This window comes from Haladaptatus sp. HS23 (genome assembly GCF_056892285.1).
Map to the genome: position 1 here is coordinate 283,074 of NZ_JBXGLH010000002.1, position 15,891 is coordinate 298,964.

The 15,891-nt window shown below is 64.1% G+C and carries 16 protein-coding genes and 1 tRNA gene; 8 read left to right on the forward strand and 9 right to left on the reverse strand.

Features of this window, described 5'->3' with window-relative positions; all coding sequences use genetic code 11:
- Window position 1 precedes the first annotated feature (1 nt).
- Together AC1XDK_RS07645 and AC1XDK_RS07650 are read right to left on the reverse strand one after the other, a co-directional pair.
- Window positions 2–1,465: an Hvo_1808 family surface protein gene (locus tag AC1XDK_RS07645; protein ID WP_483349225.1), complete on the reverse strand. Its 1,464-nt coding sequence runs from the start codon at window positions 1,463–1,465 to the stop codon at window positions 2–4.
- 114 nt (window positions 1,466–1,579) lie between these two features.
- Window positions 1,580–2,947: a UDP-N-acetyl glucosamine 2-epimerase gene (locus tag AC1XDK_RS07650; protein ID WP_483349227.1), complete on the reverse strand. Its 1,368-nt coding sequence runs from the start codon at window positions 2,945–2,947 to the stop codon at window positions 1,580–1,582.
- A 114-nt stretch (window positions 2,948–3,061) separates the two neighbouring features.
- Here AC1XDK_RS07650 and AC1XDK_RS07655 point away from each other — a divergent pair, with 114 nt between their 5' ends.
- Genes AC1XDK_RS07655 through AC1XDK_RS07670 form a run of 4 tightly spaced genes read left to right on the forward strand, consistent with a single transcriptional unit; the run spans window position 3,062 to window position 6,352 of the window.
- Window positions 3,062–4,000 carry a DUF4129 domain-containing protein gene (locus AC1XDK_RS07655; protein ID WP_483349228.1) on the forward strand — a complete coding sequence of 313 codons (939 nt, stop codon included), beginning with the start codon at window positions 3,062–3,064 and terminating at the stop codon, window positions 3,998–4,000.
- Window positions 3,997–4,566, forward strand: a complete 570-nt coding sequence (locus tag AC1XDK_RS07660) for a DUF7269 family protein (protein ID WP_483349229.1) — start codon at window positions 3,997–3,999, stop codon at window positions 4,564–4,566. Before AC1XDK_RS07655 ends, AC1XDK_RS07660 begins: the two co-directional genes overlap by 4 nt.
- A complete protein-coding gene (locus AC1XDK_RS07665; RefSeq protein ID WP_483349230.1) occupies window positions 4,563–5,837 on the forward strand; it encodes a DUF58 domain-containing protein in 1,275 nt (424 codons plus the stop codon). The genes AC1XDK_RS07660 and AC1XDK_RS07665 overlap by 4 nt, the downstream gene beginning before the upstream one ends.
- Window positions 5,834–6,352, forward strand: a complete 519-nt coding sequence (locus AC1XDK_RS07670) for a DUF7519 family protein (protein WP_483349231.1) — start codon at window positions 5,834–5,836, stop codon at window positions 6,350–6,352. Before AC1XDK_RS07665 ends, AC1XDK_RS07670 begins: the two co-directional genes overlap by 4 nt.
- Before the next feature lie 27 nt (window positions 6,353–6,379).
- Here the strand turns inward: AC1XDK_RS07670 and AC1XDK_RS07675 are convergent, their stop codons facing one another.
- Window positions 6,380–7,330 (reverse strand): AAA family ATPase, encoded by a 951-nt coding sequence (locus AC1XDK_RS07675; protein ID WP_483349232.1) that lies wholly within the window; start codon window positions 7,328–7,330, stop codon window positions 6,380–6,382.
- Between the two features lie 102 nt (window positions 7,331–7,432).
- Here AC1XDK_RS07675 and AC1XDK_RS07680 point away from each other — a divergent pair.
- Window positions 7,433–7,517: transfer RNA gene (locus AC1XDK_RS07680), tRNA-Ser, on the forward strand.
- Here AC1XDK_RS07680 and AC1XDK_RS07685 read toward each other — a convergent pair.
- The gene (locus AC1XDK_RS07685; protein ID WP_483349233.1) at window positions 7,518–7,709 is read right to left on the reverse strand and encodes a hypothetical protein; all 192 of its coding nucleotides are present in this window, start codon (window positions 7,707–7,709) and stop codon (window positions 7,518–7,520) included.
- A 420-nt stretch (window positions 7,710–8,129) separates the two neighbouring features.
- Entirely contained in the window at window positions 8,130–9,233 is a 1,104-nt protein-coding gene (locus AC1XDK_RS07690; RefSeq protein ID WP_483349234.1) for a glycosyltransferase family protein, read from the reverse strand.
- 129 nt (window positions 9,234–9,362) lie between these two features.
- Here AC1XDK_RS07690 and AC1XDK_RS07695 point away from each other — a divergent pair, with 129 nt between their 5' ends.
- Entirely contained in the window at window positions 9,363–9,689 is a 327-nt protein-coding gene (locus AC1XDK_RS07695; RefSeq protein WP_483349235.1) for a DUF7522 family protein, read from the forward strand.
- Between the two features lie 6 nt (window positions 9,690–9,695).
- On the opposite strand, the gene AC1XDK_RS07700 is transcribed toward AC1XDK_RS07695, so the two are convergent.
- Entirely contained in the window at window positions 9,696–10,838 is a 1,143-nt protein-coding gene (locus AC1XDK_RS07700; RefSeq protein WP_483349853.1) for an MFS transporter, read from the reverse strand.
- Window positions 10,839–10,930: 92 nt separating this feature from the next.
- Window positions 10,931–12,283: a polysaccharide deacetylase family protein gene (locus AC1XDK_RS07705; RefSeq protein WP_483349236.1), complete on the reverse strand. Its 1,353-nt coding sequence runs from the start codon at window positions 12,281–12,283 to the stop codon at window positions 10,931–10,933.
- 162 nt (window positions 12,284–12,445) lie between these two features.
- Here AC1XDK_RS07705 and AC1XDK_RS07710 point away from each other — a divergent pair, with 162 nt between their 5' ends.
- Window positions 12,446–12,613, forward strand: coding sequence for an HVO_0758 family zinc finger protein (locus AC1XDK_RS07710; protein WP_395291136.1), 168 nt, complete (start codon window positions 12,446–12,448; stop codon window positions 12,611–12,613).
- Window positions 12,614–12,629: 16 nt separating this feature from the next.
- Here the strand turns inward: AC1XDK_RS07710 and AC1XDK_RS07715 are convergent, their stop codons facing one another.
- Window positions 12,630–13,718: an aldo/keto reductase gene (locus tag AC1XDK_RS07715; RefSeq protein ID WP_483349237.1), complete on the reverse strand. Its 1,089-nt coding sequence runs from the start codon at window positions 13,716–13,718 to the stop codon at window positions 12,630–12,632.
- A 100-nt stretch (window positions 13,719–13,818) separates the two neighbouring features.
- On the opposite strand from AC1XDK_RS07715, the gene AC1XDK_RS07720 reads away from it, so the two are divergent.
- Window positions 13,819–14,805 carry an NAD-dependent epimerase/dehydratase family protein gene (locus AC1XDK_RS07720; RefSeq protein ID WP_483349239.1) on the forward strand — a complete coding sequence of 329 codons (987 nt, stop codon included), beginning with the start codon at window positions 13,819–13,821 and terminating at the stop codon, window positions 14,803–14,805.
- 8 nt (window positions 14,806–14,813) lie between these two features.
- Here the strand turns inward: AC1XDK_RS07720 and sppA are convergent, their stop codons facing one another.
- Window positions 14,814–15,839 (reverse strand): signal peptide peptidase SppA, encoded by a 1,026-nt coding sequence (gene sppA / locus AC1XDK_RS07725; RefSeq protein WP_483349240.1) that lies wholly within the window; start codon window positions 15,837–15,839, stop codon window positions 14,814–14,816.
- Window positions 15,840–15,891: the final 52 nt, after the last annotated feature.

Sequence of the window (15,891 nt, forward strand, 5' to 3'; positions counted from 1 at the left end):
ATCAGCGAATCCGTGACGGCCGCAGTTCTCGTTTCGATCGGGTGGACTTCGTCGGCCGAATGTCGTTCAAATCGCCGACGGTCGGGCCGTTGACGATGGTCACGGTCCGCCCGTGACGGTCGATTCGGAAGGCGTCAGCGAACGGCCCGTTCTCGATGCGCCACGTGTTCGGCCCGACGCGGGTCGCGTTCTGTCCGCGAAGCAAGTCGCGGTACGCCCGCTGGAACTCCGTCGCGTCCCGTTTCGTCTCCCATTTGGTCTGCCAGACGTAGCCGCGCTTTTGCCCCTCGTGGTACGGCCAGAGTCGGTCGTTCGCCCATCCGTCGGACGGTGTGCTGGTGTAGTTGAACAGGTCATACTTCCCTTCGTCGGGGTCCGTGAACGATTGCCAGCGGATGATGGGGTTGCCCTCGGCCCGACCCTGATACCAGAACATGGTGTATATGCCCGTCTCGCCGACCGTCTGTGACCCGTTTTCGCCGCGCTTGCCGTACAATTTCCAGCCGTTTCGCGCCTGTTCCCCGAGACGGAGCGAGGCCGGTGGGCCGGTTCCCTTTTCGGGATGGATGACCGTGGCGGACGACTCCGGCGGGTTTCGATACTGCTTCGTCACCGCGTTCCAACCGCCGGAATCGAACAGCGAGGCGACGTACGCTGGACCGTCGGAGTACGGTTGAATCAGCGCGACTTGCATGGCGAGGTTGTAGTCCGGAAGCGCGCCGCCGCCGTACGGGGACCCTCTTGGTCCGACACCGGGCTTCGGGACGCACTGCCACGACTTCCCACACCGCTTCGTGTATCGCTTTTCCACGTACATCGCCTCGCCTTCTGTCAGGCCGTCGTGGGCGCGTCGGGCGTCCATCGTCTTCGATTCGAGTTCCGACGACGACAGGTCGACGTGCTGGTCCTGCATCGCGTGCGTGAGTTCGTGAATCAGCGTCGCGTTATCGATCCTGCGCTCCCCGCCAGAGATGACGTAGATTTGGTCCTCGCCCGGCAGATAGAATCCGGCGACGCGCCGTTGATATAGCTTGGTCTGCTGTCGAGCGGCGTCCGCTCGCTCGCCGGTGACGAACAATCCCTCCCAGACCTGATTTTCCCACGCGCGCTGTGGCGGCGTGTACTCGTTCGCAAACTGTCGCCGAATGAGGTCCCGATACTCGCTCCGTGACAGCGACTCGACGTCCACCGAGCGGGTGAACTCCTCGTTTCGGATGAACTCGACGCGTGCCATCGCCCGTCCCACGTACGCCTTCAACTCCGCGTCAGACAGGCCGTCGTGCTGGTTCACGTCGATGCTCTCGTTGTACCAGTAGCCGTTCTCCCATCCGATAACGTCGGAACTCGGGTCCGGCGGATGGGTTTCGGCCGTACTCGAATTCCCGTGGCTTCCTCCGGGGGCCACCATCGCAACCACCGGCGCGGCACAAACGAGGAACACCACGACCGCCCCCACGAATCGCATACCGATGTCACGAGCGCCCGCGGCATAACGGTTGACCGTTGTATCACGCCGCGCTCCCGGTCGAATTTGACCGGTTCTCCGTGAACACTGGTGGAGGTGGGTCCCCGACCTCGGTTAGAGATAGTCGAACGCTCGTCGCCCGGCGTCGAACCCGGCGCGTTCGTGTGCCCACTCGAACGGTTCTTCGTCGCGGCGGTCCGAGAGAAACGAGACGATTCCGTCGGCGACGTTCTCGCCGTAGAGCGACGGTCCCGAGCGCATTCGCTCGCGGACCGAGTCGGTTTCGTGGATGTGTTCGACCATCCCCTGCATGAACGCGCCGGAAATCGGCGGCACGAGGAGGTTGGTGTTCGCCTCGAACACCGTCTCGGGACGGTCGGTGTTGAATCGCGCGGTCAGACAGACCGCCTCATCGATGTGGTTGAGTTCCTCCTGCATGCTCCCCGAGTCGGTCAGTTCCGCGAAACACTGCCCGGATTCGAGGAACTCGTAGACGTGCGCGTGGCGCTTCCAGAGGCCGCTGAAGAGGAAGTTGTCGTGGTCGTCGGCGAGTCGAAGCAGTTTCTCGCGCAAACCGTAGTTTTCGAGCGCCGCCTTGGTGGCGTTCAGTTCCACGAAGTTGACGTTGTGTCCCGCCTCGACGAGGCCGATGACCGCGTTCACGATGGCGCGAAAGCGGTCGGGAAGGAGGTTCGCTCGACGATGGATGTCGACGCGAATCCAATCGTCGCGACGTTCGAGAATCGGGTACACGTCGAAGACGCTCTCGCCGTCGCCGCTCTTTTTCATCTCGATGGCGTCCACGACGGAGTTGCCAACGACCGGAATCCGCTCCCGACCGCGTACTTCCTCGGGGTATCCCTCGCGGACGAGGTGGTCGCGGTTCAACGCCGTCGGTGCGAAGTGGTAGGTCGACGCGGCGGACCCGATGAACGTGTCGTACTGCTCCGGAAACGGTTCGGTTCGGTTCAGTTCCCAGTCGGCGTTCCACTGTTCCTCGACGAACTCGACGGGAGTCCCGTAGTTCTCGAACGGTGGGACCATACCGCGGAGACCGGCCTCGTTGTGGGCGACGCCGCTGTTGGTCGCGAAGAGCCACGCCTGTGGGACGATTCCGGCGGCGAGCGTGTCGCCGTGGACGACGGGAAGGACGGTGGTGTCCGGGTACGAAGCGGCGAGCGTGTCGGCGACCGACTCGATTCGGGTCATCAACTCGGCCGTCTTCCGCGAGAGGCCGCCACGAACGTTCAGGTCGACCGCGATGTGTTCCGCGAGGTCGTACTCCTCGAGACCGTGGCCGAGTAGGTCGTCGTAGTGCTGACCGGTGTGGAGGACGAAACACGGGACGTCCCGGTCGCGCGCCGCCGCGACGACGGGTGCCTGTTTGTAGAAGTCGGGTTTCGTTGCGGTGACGACGGCCAGTACGAAATCCTCCCCTTCCATCTGTCGTTCGAGACGGTCCTCGTGTATCTCGACATCCATCGGGTGAATCCCCTACCCCCACCTGTATATTTTTTGTCATCGCTGTGAACAACAGTCCCAAGGTTCCCGGAAGGAGACAGAAAACCTAAGTTATCAATCCCGCTACTCGGTACCGTGGAACGAGATACCGCCCGCACCATCGTAATCGCCCTCCTCTGTATTCTCGCCATCGCGTTCGCCGCCGCGACGTTGAACTCCGCCGTGAGCGACGGCGGGTCCGGAACCGGCTTGGGTGGCGGTTCCGGCGGCGTCGGAAGCGGCCAAACGGACCCGTCGACGCCGCAACTCGCCAGCGATGGGGGGCCGTCGGTTCCGATATCGCTTCCGTGCTATCCCGTTCTGGATACGACCCCCGCCATCCTGCTCATCCTCGCGGCGTTTTTGCTCCTCGTGGGGTTCGCCTACCGGAAGGCGGGCGGTCTCGGCGCGTTCGCGATAATCGGACCGGTCGGCATTCCGGTGTTGCTCCTTCACGCGCTACTGACGGCCTGTACGGCCTCGCCGCTTCAGGGCGACGGCGGTCTGATGGGCAAGCTGAACCGGAGCAACGTTTCGCTCCCGCCGGGCGGTACCGGCGGCCTCGGCGACGGGGCGAGAACCGTCTCGTCGCCCTCGATTCTGATGTTTCTCGTCCTCGGCATCGCGCTCGTCGGGGCAGTGGTCCTCCTCGTGCGAAGTTCGAGCGGAAGCGAGGAAGAAACCCCCGAGGCGGACGCACTCGAAGAGAGCGGGGAGGACATCGCCGCGGTCGGACGGGCGGCGGGTGAGGCGGCCGACCGAATCGAGTCCGAATCGAGCGTCGAGAACGAGGTGTACCGGGCGTGGCGCGAGATGACCCAATATCTGCACGTCCCCTCGCCGGAGTCGAGTACGCCGGGCGAGTTCGCGGCCGCCGCCGTGGACGCCGGAATGGACTCCGAGGACGTGGGCGAACTGACGGGCGTATTCGAGGAGGTTCGATACGGCGGCCACGACGCGAGCGACGAACACGAAGGGCGGGCGATAGCCGCGCTCCGCCGCATCGAGCGGACGTACGCGGAGGACGACGAATGAACGCCCGCTCGGCCATCACGGCGGTCGGCATCCTCGCCGTCGGATCGGGATTGGCGCTCGTGTTCGCGCCGGACTTGGCGACGCTCTTCCCGCTCCGGGAACTGTTCGTGAAGTTCGTGGGCCTGCTGGCGTTCGTACAGGGGCTTCGGGTCGTACAGGCGCGGCGACACACGGACGTCGAAGGGGCCGAAACGGGCGACCCGGAGACGAACGTGACGCTGCCGATACCCGGGCAGGACTTCGACGACCGACTTCGAACCGTCCATACGGGTCCGCGAAAACGGCGGTTTCGGTCGCGCAAGGCGGTCAGGGAACGACTCGAAGCGGCGCTGGTCGAGGCCATCGTCCAGCGTGAGGGGTGTTCCGACGACGGCGCACGGACGCGCATCGAGACGGGCGAATGGACGGACGACCCCGAGGCCGCCGCGTTCGTGGCCGGACGACCCGCCCCACGCCGGTCGTGGCGACAGTGGCTCCGTCAGTCGTTCGGCAGCGAGACGGCGTTCCAATACCGTGCCCGGAAGACGGCTGACGCCGTCACGCACTACATCGAGGAGGGACGATGAACGTCGTCCGTGAGACCAACCGATGGCACGGCGTGAGCGCCATGGCGCTCCTCGCGGCGGGTGTCGGCGTGTTCACCGCCAGTCCAGTGACGCTCCTCGTCGGCGTAATCGGCGTCGCCTTCGCGGCCTACGCGCGAACCGCCACGCCGCCAGCGACCGACTTCGAGTTGACGCGCGTCGTGAGCGACCCGGTTCCCGAACCGGGGGACGAAACGACCGTGGAGGTGACGGTAGAGAACGTCGGCGAGACGACCGCCCCGGACCTCAGAATCGTCGATGGCGTCCCCGACGGACTACGGGTGACGGGCGGGTCGCCGAGGCTCGGGACGGCGCTTCGTCCCGGCAAACGCGACACCTTCAGCTACACCCTCGAAGCCGTTCGCGGCGGCCACACCTTCGGCCCGGCGCAGGCCATCGTCCGCAACTTCAGCGGCGCGCTCGAACTCGCGTTCGAACTCGAAGACGAGACGACCGTCACTTGCACTCCCCAACTCCAATCGACGGCCGACGACGTTCCGCTCCGCGAGCAGACGATTCGTCACGTCGGGCGCGTGGCGACCCGTGAAGGCGGAACGGGGGTCGAATTCTTCGCCACCCGCGACTACCGACCGGGCGACCCGCTTTCCCGCATCGACTGGAAGCGGAAGGCCCGAACGGGCGAACTGACGACCGTCGAGTTCCGCGAGGAGCGAACCGCGACCGTCGTCCTCCTCGTGGACGCTCGGGAGCAGGCGTACCTGACGATAGACACGGAGGAACCCGGCGCGGTCGAACACTCGATTCGCGCCGCCGGGGACGCGTTCAGCGCCCTGCTCGACAACGGCGACCGGGTCGGCATCGCGGCGCTCGGCCCGGAGGAAGTCTGGCTCGCGCCCGGTACCGGCGAAACCCACCGCGCGAGAGCACGTCAACTCCTCTCGCACGCGAACGCGTTCGCCCAAAAACCGCCCGAGGAGATGTTTTACTCCACCGTGAAACTGCGCTGGCTTCGGCGACGGATTCCGAACGACGCGCAGGTGGTGTACTTCTCGCCGCTCTGTGACCGCTTCGCGCCGGACGTGGCACGCCGACTCGACGCCATGGGGCACGCCGTGACCGTCATCAGTCCGAACCCGACGACGGACGAGACCACCGGGAAACGACTCGCACGGGCGGAACGGGAACAGCGAATCGGGTCGCTCCGCGCCAGCGGGATTCGTGTCGTGGACTGGAACCCCGACGAACCCCTCGGCGTGACGCTGGCCAAGATGAACAGGAGGTGGGCGCGATGAGCGAAACGGGGATTCGAAACGGAACCATCGACCGCTCGCCGGCGCGGGTGAGCCAACTGCTCTCCATCATCGCCGCATCGGTTGCGGTCGGAGCGAGCGCGCTGTTCGGCGGCGTCGGCGCGCTCGGCGGCATCCTCGGACTGCTGTTCGTCGCCGTCGGGGTTGTCCGCGGCAGTCGCCGCCTCGTCACGGTCGGCAGTTTCGTCCTCCTGCTCGGAATTCTGGCCGGAAGCCTCGTCGCCGCACCTCCGGAACTCCTGATTCCCAGCGCGATAGCCACCGTCCTCGCGTGGGACTTCGGCGAACAGGCCATCAACGTCGGCGAGCAGTTGGGTCGGGAGGCGGACACCCAGACCCTCGAAGTCATGCACGCCGCATCGAGTACTGTCATCGGCATCACGGCGGGCGGCGTCGGATACGGCATGTATCTGGCCGGAAGCGGCGGCCAACCCGTGACCGCGCTGGTGCTCCTGTTGATTGCGGCGCTCGCGCTCACCTCCGCGTTGCGGGCGTGAAACGGAAACAGAAGAGACCCCTTTTCGCTATTCGACCGTCGGCACGGGGACGCTGTCCAGCACCGACTCGACGATTTCGTCCTTGCGAGCGTTGTTCACCTTGGCGTCCGGCGTGAGGACGACGCGGTGGGCCAGCACGGGGTAGGCGACGCGCTTTACGTCGTCGGGGGTGACGAAATCGCGGCCCTTCATGGCGGCGCGGGCGCGGGTCGCCTCGAACAGGCGCTGGGTCCCGCGCGGCGAGACGCCGACTTCGACGCGGCGGTCCTCGCGCGTTCCGCGAGCGATGGCGGCCATGTATTCGAGCAGGTCCTCTTCGACCCGAACCGTCTCGGGAACCGACTGGAGGTCGGAGACGAGTTGATTGTCGAGGACGGTTTCGACGGACGGACTCTGGCTGTCGCGGCCCGCACGCCGCCGGAGGAGTTCGATTTCGCCGTCGAGTTCCGGGTAACCGAGGCTCGTCTTCACCGCAAAGCGGTCCACCTGCGCCTCGGGCAGCGGGAAGGTCCCCTCCTGTTCGACCGGGTTCTGCGTGGCGATAACGAAGAACGGTTTCGGCAGTTCGCGGGTGTCGCCGTCCACCGTCACCTGTCCCTCTTCCATCGCTTCGAGGAGCGCGGCCTGCGTCTTCGGCGGCGCGCGGTTTATCTCGTCGGCGAGGACGACGTTGGCGAAGATGGGACCCTCGTTGAACTCGAACTGGCGGTCCTGTTCGTTGAACACGTGCGTTCCCGTCACGTCGGCCGGGAGGAGGTCCGGTGTGAACTGCACGCGGCTAAACGAGAGACCGAGTGCGGAAGCAAAGCTCCGCGCGGTGAGCGTCTTTCCGGTTCCGGGTACGTCCTCCAGCAGCACATGGCCTTGTGCCATGACGCCGAGGAGGACCGTTTCGAGGAATTCGCGGTCGGCGATGACGGCAGTTCCGATAGCATCGAGGACGGAATTTGCCTCGGTGTTCGCGTCTGTAACGTCCATGAAATATCACGCAACGGCCATCGATTTTAATGTGGTGGTCGTCTGGGTTTCCGTGACGGAAATCGAAACCCATAAACCGCAAAACGCGGTACTGGGAGATGAGCCGAGATAGCCTAGCCCGGCCAAGGCGGCAGATTCGAAATCTGCTGTCCTCACGGACACGGGAGTTCAAATCTCCCTCTCGGCGTCATTCTCCGAACGTTACCAGCCGAGAGGCGTAGCTCTCGGCCGCGTGTGAGGAGATGACGGTTGAGGAGATTTGAGCAGGCGAGCCGCATGCCCGCGGAGCGAGCAGGAACGTCTCGACGAGTTCAAATCTCCCTCTCGGCGTTTCTCTCACGAGCGAAACGGCGAGCATCGCGTAGCGTGTGCTCGCCACGCCGCGAGTGGGAAAACGTGTCGTGGGAATTTGAAGTAGACCGGACGCACGCCCGCGAACGAACGCCAGTGAGCGGGACCGTTCGGGCGTGGTTCAAATCTCCCTCTCGCTTTGCGGTTTTCCAACCACAACGTGACCAGTCGAAACTTTACGAACGGAGGTGAGCAAACGTCGAGACACGTCTCCGTGGTCAGAAGAGCGGCTCGGGTGATTTGAGCAAGCAAGACACAGCCCGCGCAGCGAACGACAGTGAGTGAGCAGGACTGTCTTGCTCGGTTCAAATCTCCCTCTCGCTGTGCGGTTTCTCCGAAACCTCGTTGTCCTCGTCGCCGCATCAGCGCGCCGAAGCGATTGTTTCGCTTCATACGTCGCTATTTCCGTAGGTCTCCCGGACCCACAAAATACGACATTTCTCGACTGTCAGTGTCGTTCGGGAAGAATCGGGCGGGCGGCTTCCCGAATTTCGATGGGGTCGATGTCGACGTCGTCCCACGCTGGGAGGACGGCGTGGCGTTCGTGGCCGTCCGGGGACCGAATGGCCTCGGCGTACGTCTCGACCTGCGACCGTTCGGCCGCCGAATCGTAGGCCAGTCCGTTGAAGTCGGCGTCGGCGGCGTACTGCCGAACGAACCGCCGGGCGGTGTCGCGGTAGCGTTCGGGAAGCGTCTCGTAGTCGGGCGTGACGACGTGGTTCTCGCAGACGCGGAAGAGGGCGGCGCCGACGCCCTCGCTCATCGAGGAGAGGCCGCCCGGTCCGGCCACGCCGCGGTGGTCGTGTTCGTAGCGCCCGAGGTCCACCTGCGCGCTGCCATCGAACCCGGCGTGTTCGAACGCGCCGCCGAGTGTGCCGACCTCCAAGCCCCAGTCGCGTTCGACGCGCATGCCCGTGGCGAGGTCCGCGGTCATGCCGAATTCGCCAGCCAGCGCGTAGCGGAACGCGCCGAGGTAGTCGAGGATTCTACCGTTGTCGGCGCGACGCAGGGTTCGGACCAGCGGCGCGTAGAACAGGCGGAACAGGCGACCGTAGAGGCGGTTCTCCTCGACGCGGGCGTAGTATCCCTTCGTGAACGAAAAACCGTCGTCGAGCGGTGCGAGAAGCCGCGGAACGATGGACGAATCGTAGGTCTTGGTGTCCGCGTCGTGACAGACGACGAACTCGGAGTCGGCCGCGGCGACGCCGAGCGCCAGCCACACGTCCCGTCCCTTGCCCGCCGGTCCCGTCAGACCGTAGTCGTCCAGCAGCGTCTCGATTCGGGGGTTGGTACACCAGAGGAGGGTGAGGGGAAGGTCGAATCCCGAAAGCCAGTCGTGAACCGCGCCGACGGAATCGGACGGTGCGCGAAGCGGGACGACGACGCGGTTCGGCGAGACGGTTTCCAGCGCCGACAGGACGTGTTCCGCCGTCCGTGACCCGAACTCCGCGTCGGTCATGGGGACGACGACCGCGGTGCGGTCGGTCGGCGCGTCGGGAACCCGCCCGGTCAGGTCGTGGAGCGTCGTCACCTGCTCCTGCACGTACTCCATTGAGAGGGGCTTAGGAGAGGGGGAAGAAAAGTGGCGTGAAGTCGGCAGAAACGGATGATTTAATGTCAAATCGCCCTCAGTAGTTGGACGATTAAAGTCGAAACACTTACCGACGCCCTCCAGGACGCCGTGGGGGATGGATTGCGGACGGTCGCGACGGGCGACACCGACGAGGAATCGTTCGAGATATGTTACATGCGCGAGAATATCGGAGCGCTCTATTCGGAGGAGGAACGCGAGGAGATACTCCACGACCACGTACTGGAAAACCTCGTCGAGGTCAGACAGGGGGGACTGTTCGCACCGTTGGGGCACCTCCGATTCACGAGTCGGATGTTCGAATACGGCATCACCGTCGTCGGATGGAACGAGAACGCCGGCGTATTCATCGGCCTCGACCCCGACGAAACGTTGATTCCGACGACGATACGCGCCTGCCGGTCGGTCTTCGACTGACCGGACTTAACTCGTCACCGCGCCGGTCGGGAGGCGGTCGGTTCGGTGCAGTGTGAGCAACACCACCAGAATGGCGAACAGGCCGACCGCGAGCGTTCTGAAGATGGTGTCGAACGCGAACTGGGCGTCCAGCAACGTGCCGACGAGCGAACTTCCTCCTGCCTGTCCTATCATGGCGAGTCCGCTGTACATGGCGTAGGCGCTGGCCCTGTTTTCGTCCGGGAGGGAATCGAGGAGGTACGTATCGAGCGCCGGAAACAGGCTGTGGATGACGTACCCGAGGACGAGAGAGATACCCACGATGGCCGCGAGCCCTTGGGCGAGCGTCAGCGAGACGAGACAGACGATGAAGCCGCCGAGGATGGACAGCATGAGCGGGACGTGCGGAAGCCTGTCGGCGAGTCGTCCGGTCAACCAGAACGCCGGGACGCCCGCCGCGAACAGGACCGCCAGCAGGGTACGCCCGGTTTCCAACGAGAGACCCTTGGTCTGGCTGATGTAGCTCGGATACCAGTTGAACAGGCCGTTCCAGACGAGGCCTGTCGCGCCGATGATGGCGACGCCGCTCAGGATGATGGGCCACTGACGGCGGAACGCCGTGAGGAAATCGCGGTCCGCGACGCCCGCCTCCGGCAGGGTGGTCCTGCGGGCGACGACGAAGAACACGACGGTCACGACGGCGGCAACGACCGCGAGCAGTTCGAGGACGGCCCGCCATCCGACCACCGTCAGCATCACGCCGACGAAGACGGGGGCGATGGCGGCCGCGAGTTGGCTCGCCGTGCCGTGGATACCGAGCGCCCGCCCGACACGGTTGGGGTACAGTTCGCTCACGAGCGGGTTCGCGGCGATGAAGTACACCGCGCTGGAGACCCCCATCGAGAACGCGCCGACTGCGAGGAGTGAAACGTTCGGCGCAAACGCGGTGAGTCCGGACGCGACGGTCAGTACGACGCCAGCACCGAGGACGACGTAGTGGCGTTCGATGCGGGTGAGGAGATACCCCGTCGGGATGCGGGGAAGCGCGCTCCCGAGCCAGACGAGCGAGGCGACCAGACCGATGGTGGCGTCGCTGACGAGAAACTCGTGTTTGAGCGGTTCGAGCAACGGCGCGAACACCACACGAGCGAAGTTGACCAGAAAGACCATCGAGCTGAGTGATGCAAAGAGTCGGCCCCGGGACACACGGAGTGGTTTATCGAGAGGGGAGTCAAACCTTCCGAAACGGGCAAAGAGGCGGCCTACGGTGCGGTATTCGTTCGCATTTCCCAGAGGTCCGAGAAGGTGATGACCTCGACGCCGGAGGTCCCGTCGATGTACGCGAGGAGCTTCTTGTAGTCCGAAACGGACATCGTGTTGCTGTTCTTGAAGTCGTGGAAGTTCAGGATACCGCAGTTTCGGTATTTGGCGACGTTATCGACCACCGTCTTCGAAATCTCCAGATCTTCGCCGATGGTTCGGGGGAGGACGAGCGGGTCGAACCCGTGGACGCCGGTCGTGTTGGGGCTTCCCGACTGGTTCATGCCACCCATGTAATGATACTTCGAGACGACCCCGAGTGCCTCCCGGTCGAAGTTGTTTCCGGGGTAAACGATGAAGTTCGCACCACCGAAGTCGTGGTCGATGAGCCACTGTTTGTGTTTCTCGATGACCTCATCGAGTTTCGAGGCCGAAGTCTCGGAGAAGGGGTACTGGGCGCTTCCGTGTGCGACCACCTCGTCGCCCTTCGACTCACGCTCCTTCAGATTTTCGAGGGACATGAACGCTTTCCGCTTCAACCCGGAAAGGTGCGGTGGGTGGGTGAGGACGGCGGGGAAGTCGTACTTGTCGTGGACCGGCGCAGCGTCGTCGTAGTAGCTTCGTTTGCCGTCGTCCCAACTGAGGATGACGTACCCCGTGTCGGGTTTCCGATGGAGGCGGACGTCGTCGACCCACACGTTCACGTCGTCTTCAGTCGCGTTGGTGGCTTGCAGCATGATGCGGCCGATGTTGCTCAGGTCCGGTTCCTCCCCGTCAACCTTGTACACGCCGGGGCAGGTGCGGAACCATCCGACGTCGGGCGCTCGGTAGGAGATGTTCCGGAGTTCCAACACGGCTCTGTTGCCGCTCATGTCTTCGAGATAGATGTAAAAGCCGATTTTCGAGGGCGTCGTCGTCCGAATCATGGCCGAGATGTCGCGGTCGGTGAAATCCATGGGGTCGGCCAGTGGTCGTTCGATGACGGCGTGGTGGCCGCTTTTTCCCTCCAATCGAAGGCTCTGTGACCCGGAGTATTTGACCTTCGTGTCGGGAGTCATCGACCCGCCGCGTGCTTCCCAGTTGGACGGGTCTTCGAACGTTTCGAAACTCTTCCCCGGCGAGGCGAACTTCTTCCTGCTGTTGTACTTCGTGTGAAGGGTCTGGGCCGGTTCGGCCGTCGTGGTTTCCGTGGTCGTGGTGTCCGTCGCAGTGTCGGTCGTCGTGCGACCGGACGAGGACGTTTTCGTTCCCGTCGTCGTGTTTCCTTCGGATTTACTGTCAGAACAACCTGCGAGGACCGCGGTGAGACTTGCACCCGTAAGATGGAGAAGGCGGCGTCGATGAATACTATCCATTTGGCGGTGGAATATTTGAATAACCGAGCTAAATGTCTATTGGCCCGGTGGTTGTAGGTCTTAAAAGGAAAGGAGACCGAGCAAAAGTAATTCTCCACCGTATCAATTACTAAACCTGTTGTGTCGGTGCGTATATGGTACAGTATGATATCTGTTCACTCGATGCAATCAGTTCGAAGCGGTCTACGAAAGGGTGAGGTCGAGAAAGACACGTACGGTCGTCTCTCGTGTTCGAACTGCGGAGAGTCACTGAAGACGCGAAACGACCCGTCGGAAGTCTACTCGATTCGGTCGTGTCCGGACTGTGGTAGTTCGTGGAAAGACATCTGAGTCTGCGTTCGGACACTCACTCGAAAACCGCGTCGAATGCGTTCGCTCCCATGGGTTCGTAGCGACCCGCATCGAGGTTCTCCCGGACGTGACTCGCGGTACTCGCACCGACGAGCGAACTCGTCACGCCGGGCGCGCTCCGCGCGAAGTTGATGGCACGTTGGGCCGTCGTCTCCCCGGCGAGTTGCTCCGCCACCTCCTCCGGCATCCCCGCCGCGAGGTCGCCCTGCGCGATGCTCGCGCTCGTGACGACGTTCAACCCCGCCTCGTGTGCGAACCGGAGCGCGCTCTGTTTCCCGTCGAGACCGTCCTGTGACTCGACGGTGAACGCGTCGGCCATGACGACGTTGAACGGGAGTTGAACCACACGGAAGTGAGTCATCGTGTTCTCGGCGGCTTTCGCGGCGCTCCGAGCGCGGGAGACGACTTCCCTGAGCGAGAGGTAGTCGTCGTGACCCTCCGGGACGCGGAAGGCGTTCCACGTCGCCACGCCGTAGTATCGGATGTCGCCTGCGGCGGCGCGTTCTTCGAGTCGGGTAAACGTCGCTTCCAGTCGGTCGTACACCTCCTCGGGCGAGTTGGAGTACAGTTGCGTCTCTGGGTTGTGAACGTAGTAGCAGTCGACCGTATCGAGTCCGAGGTTGTCGAGCGACCGGTCCAACTGGTCGTCGATGTAGTCCGGCGAGATGCAGTGGCTTCCGCGAACGAGGTCGTCCGAACCGACGAGGCCGGTGTCGACGAACTCCCGTTTGACGTACTTTCCGGGGTCATCGGGTCGTTCCCCGTCGAAGGGGACGAACCCGCCCTTGGTCGAGACGAAGACGGCATCGCGGTCGACGTCGGCGTCGGCGAGCACGCTCCCCACGACCCGTTCGCTCCGCTGGCACCGATAGTTGATGGCCGTATCGACCACGTTGATTCCCCCCTCGAGCGCCGTCGAGATCGCGTCGGAGTACTCCTCGTCCACCTCGTCGGTCGGGTCGCCGAGGTAGGTTCCTACTCCGATGGAAGAGACCGCGAAGTCGCCGAGTTGCCGGAAGTACGTCCGTCCGAAGTCGCCGCCGTGTTCGGTTCGATAGCCGTGTGTTCCCGATTCGGTCGCCATGCCTCGTGCTAGTCGGGAGAGCGATAAAAGGTCGTGGCATTCGTCCCTTCGGTATCGCTGGTTCCTGTAGATTTATCGGCCGCTCGCCCGCATCGACCGCATGGCTCGCGCACTGCTCGTCGGCGGTACACGGTTCATGGGACGACACACGGTCGAAGAACTGCTGGCGCACGACTACGAGGTGACGACGTTCACCCGCGGCGAATCCGGCAATCCGTTCGCCGACCGCGACGGCGTGACGCACTTCGAAGGAAACCGAAACGACCGCGAAACGCTCGAAGCGGCCCGCGACGAGGTCGAACCGGACATCGTCATCGACTTCTGCGTCATGCACCCGCGACAGATAACGGCCGCCACCGAAATCTTCGCCGACGTGGACGCCTACGTCTACGTGTCCAGCGGCAGTGCGTACGCGGAACACCCGATTCCGATGCGCGAGGACACCCCGCTCCACGACTGTTCTCCCGCACAGGCCGACGACGAATCGATGGAGAGCTACGGCCCGCGAAAGGCCGAATGCGACCGCGTCTGCTTTGCAGCGGCCGAGGATGAAGACGTAAACGCGATGGTCTTCCGACCCATGCTCATCTACGGCCCCTACGACTACACCGAGCGATACGACTACTGGCTTCACCGCGTGGCCGAATACGACCGCGTGCTCGTCCCGGGCGACGGCGGGAGTCTCCTGCACCGAGCCTACGCGCTCGACGGTGCCCGTGCCCTCAGAATCGTGGCCGAACGCGGGTCGCCCGGCGAGGCCTACAACTTCGCCGACCGCGAAACCGTGTCCCTCGACGACTCCCTCGAACTCGCGGCCGACGCGCTCGACACCGAGGTCGAACTCGTCCACGCGAGCGAGCGCGAATTAGAACGACACGGCGTGTCCCCCGCCGAGTTCCCGCTCTACACGCCTGCCCCGTTCCTCGTTTCGACCGAGAAACTCGCCGCGCTCGGGTGGGAATCGACGCCGCTATCAAAGACCGTCGCCCGAACCGTCGAAGAACACCTCGAATCCGGCCGTACGGGGGACGAACTCGGACCTGACCGCGAAACGGAAGCGACGGTCATCGCGGAATTAACCGACTGAGTTCCCGACTACCGAGCCCGAAACTCGAAGCCTTCCACGTCGCCCTTCTCGTCGCCGACCACGCTCGCGATACCCGCACCGAACGAGTAGGCGATACCCCGCGCCGCGAGATTTAACCGTTGGCGCAGTGGTGGGCTTGGTTCGAACTCACCCACCGACACCTCGGGTACACCTAACCGCTCGGCGAGTCGGGACTCCACGTCCTCGTGCGTGCCGAGTTCGTCCACGAGTCCGAGTCGGTGCGCCTCGTCGCCGAGGTACACCCGCGCCTCTGTTTCGCGGACCGTTTCGGGGTCGAGGTCGCGGCCCGCCGTCACGCGTTCGACGAAGTCGTCGTACATGCCGTCGATGATGCCCTGTAGGTAGTCGCGTTCGTCGCCGTCCAACTCCTTCAGCGGGACGCCCGCGTCCTTGTACTTCCCCGCCGCGAGCCGTTCGTAGGAGAGGCCGACCCGGTCGGCCAGTTCGGCGGCGTTCACCCGCGACCCGATGACGCCGATGCTGCCGACGAGGCTGGCCTCGCGGGCGAACAGTTCGTCACACCCGCTCGCAATCCAGTACCCGCCGCTCGCACACACATCGGTCGCGTACGCGATGGTCGGTCCGTCGAACCGCTCGGCGGCGAGACGGATATCTTCACTCGGGACGACTTCGCCGCCCGGCGTGTTCAACCGCAACAGCAGTCCCTTCGCGTTGTCGTCGTCGTTCGCGCGATCGATCTGTTCCACGATGTGGTCCGCGGGCGTTCCGCTCGCCGAGGGAAGTCCGCCACCGCTGTCCCGCCGTATCGGCCCTTCGACGGCGACTTCCGCCACGTCGTACGACGGAAACCGCTGTGTTGCCACGCGGGCGGCGAACCGCGCCCCCATCACACCCGCGAGCAATACGAGGAGCACCCCGAGCAGTTCCACGAGCGACGCGGGGAAGGCGAGAAACAGCCACCACGCGACCGCCACCGTTAGCACTGTTCCGACGAGAACGATTGCGAGCCGTTGCCCGCGGCCACTACCGTCGGCCGAGCGTCCGCTTGCCATACCCGTTATAGGGAGGGCGACGGCGTTAAAAGTTCGCTAGTAAAGGGTTCGC

Coding starts and splice junctions, on each gene's coding strand:
- AC1XDK_RS07645 (WP_483349225.1), bottom strand. CDS start 1,465: ATGCGATTCGTGGGGGCGGTCGTGGTGTTCCTCGTTTGTGCCGCGCCG.
- AC1XDK_RS07650 (WP_483349227.1), bottom strand. CDS start 2,947: ATGGATGTCGAGATACACGAGGACCGTCTCGAACGACAGATGGAAGGG.
- AC1XDK_RS07660 (WP_483349229.1), top strand. CDS start 3,997: ATGAACGCCCGCTCGGCCATCACGGCGGTCGGCATCCTCGCCGTCGGA.
- AC1XDK_RS07665 (WP_483349230.1), top strand. CDS start 4,563: ATGAACGTCGTCCGTGAGACCAACCGATGGCACGGCGTGAGCGCCATG.
- AC1XDK_RS07670 (WP_483349231.1), top strand. CDS start 5,834: ATGAGCGAAACGGGGATTCGAAACGGAACCATCGACCGCTCGCCGGCG.
- AC1XDK_RS07675 (WP_483349232.1), bottom strand. CDS start 7,330: ATGGACGTTACAGACGCGAACACCGAGGCAAATTCCGTCCTCGATGCT.
- AC1XDK_RS07690 (WP_483349234.1), bottom strand. CDS start 9,233: ATGGAGTACGTGCAGGAGCAGGTGACGACGCTCCACGACCTGACCGGG.
- AC1XDK_RS07700 (WP_483349853.1), bottom strand. CDS start 10,838: ATGGTCTTTCTGGTCAACTTCGCTCGTGTGGTGTTCGCGCCGTTGCTC.
- AC1XDK_RS07705 (WP_483349236.1), bottom strand. CDS start 12,283: ATGGATAGTATTCATCGACGCCGCCTTCTCCATCTTACGGGTGCAAGT.
- AC1XDK_RS07710 (WP_395291136.1), top strand. CDS start 12,446: ATGCAATCAGTTCGAAGCGGTCTACGAAAGGGTGAGGTCGAGAAAGAC.
- AC1XDK_RS07715 (WP_483349237.1), bottom strand. CDS start 13,718: ATGGCGACCGAATCGGGAACACACGGCTATCGAACCGAACACGGCGGC.
- AC1XDK_RS07720 (WP_483349239.1), top strand. CDS start 13,819: ATGGCTCGCGCACTGCTCGTCGGCGGTACACGGTTCATGGGACGACAC.
- sppA (WP_483349240.1), bottom strand. CDS start 15,839: ATGGCAAGCGGACGCTCGGCCGACGGTAGTGGCCGCGGGCAACGGCTC.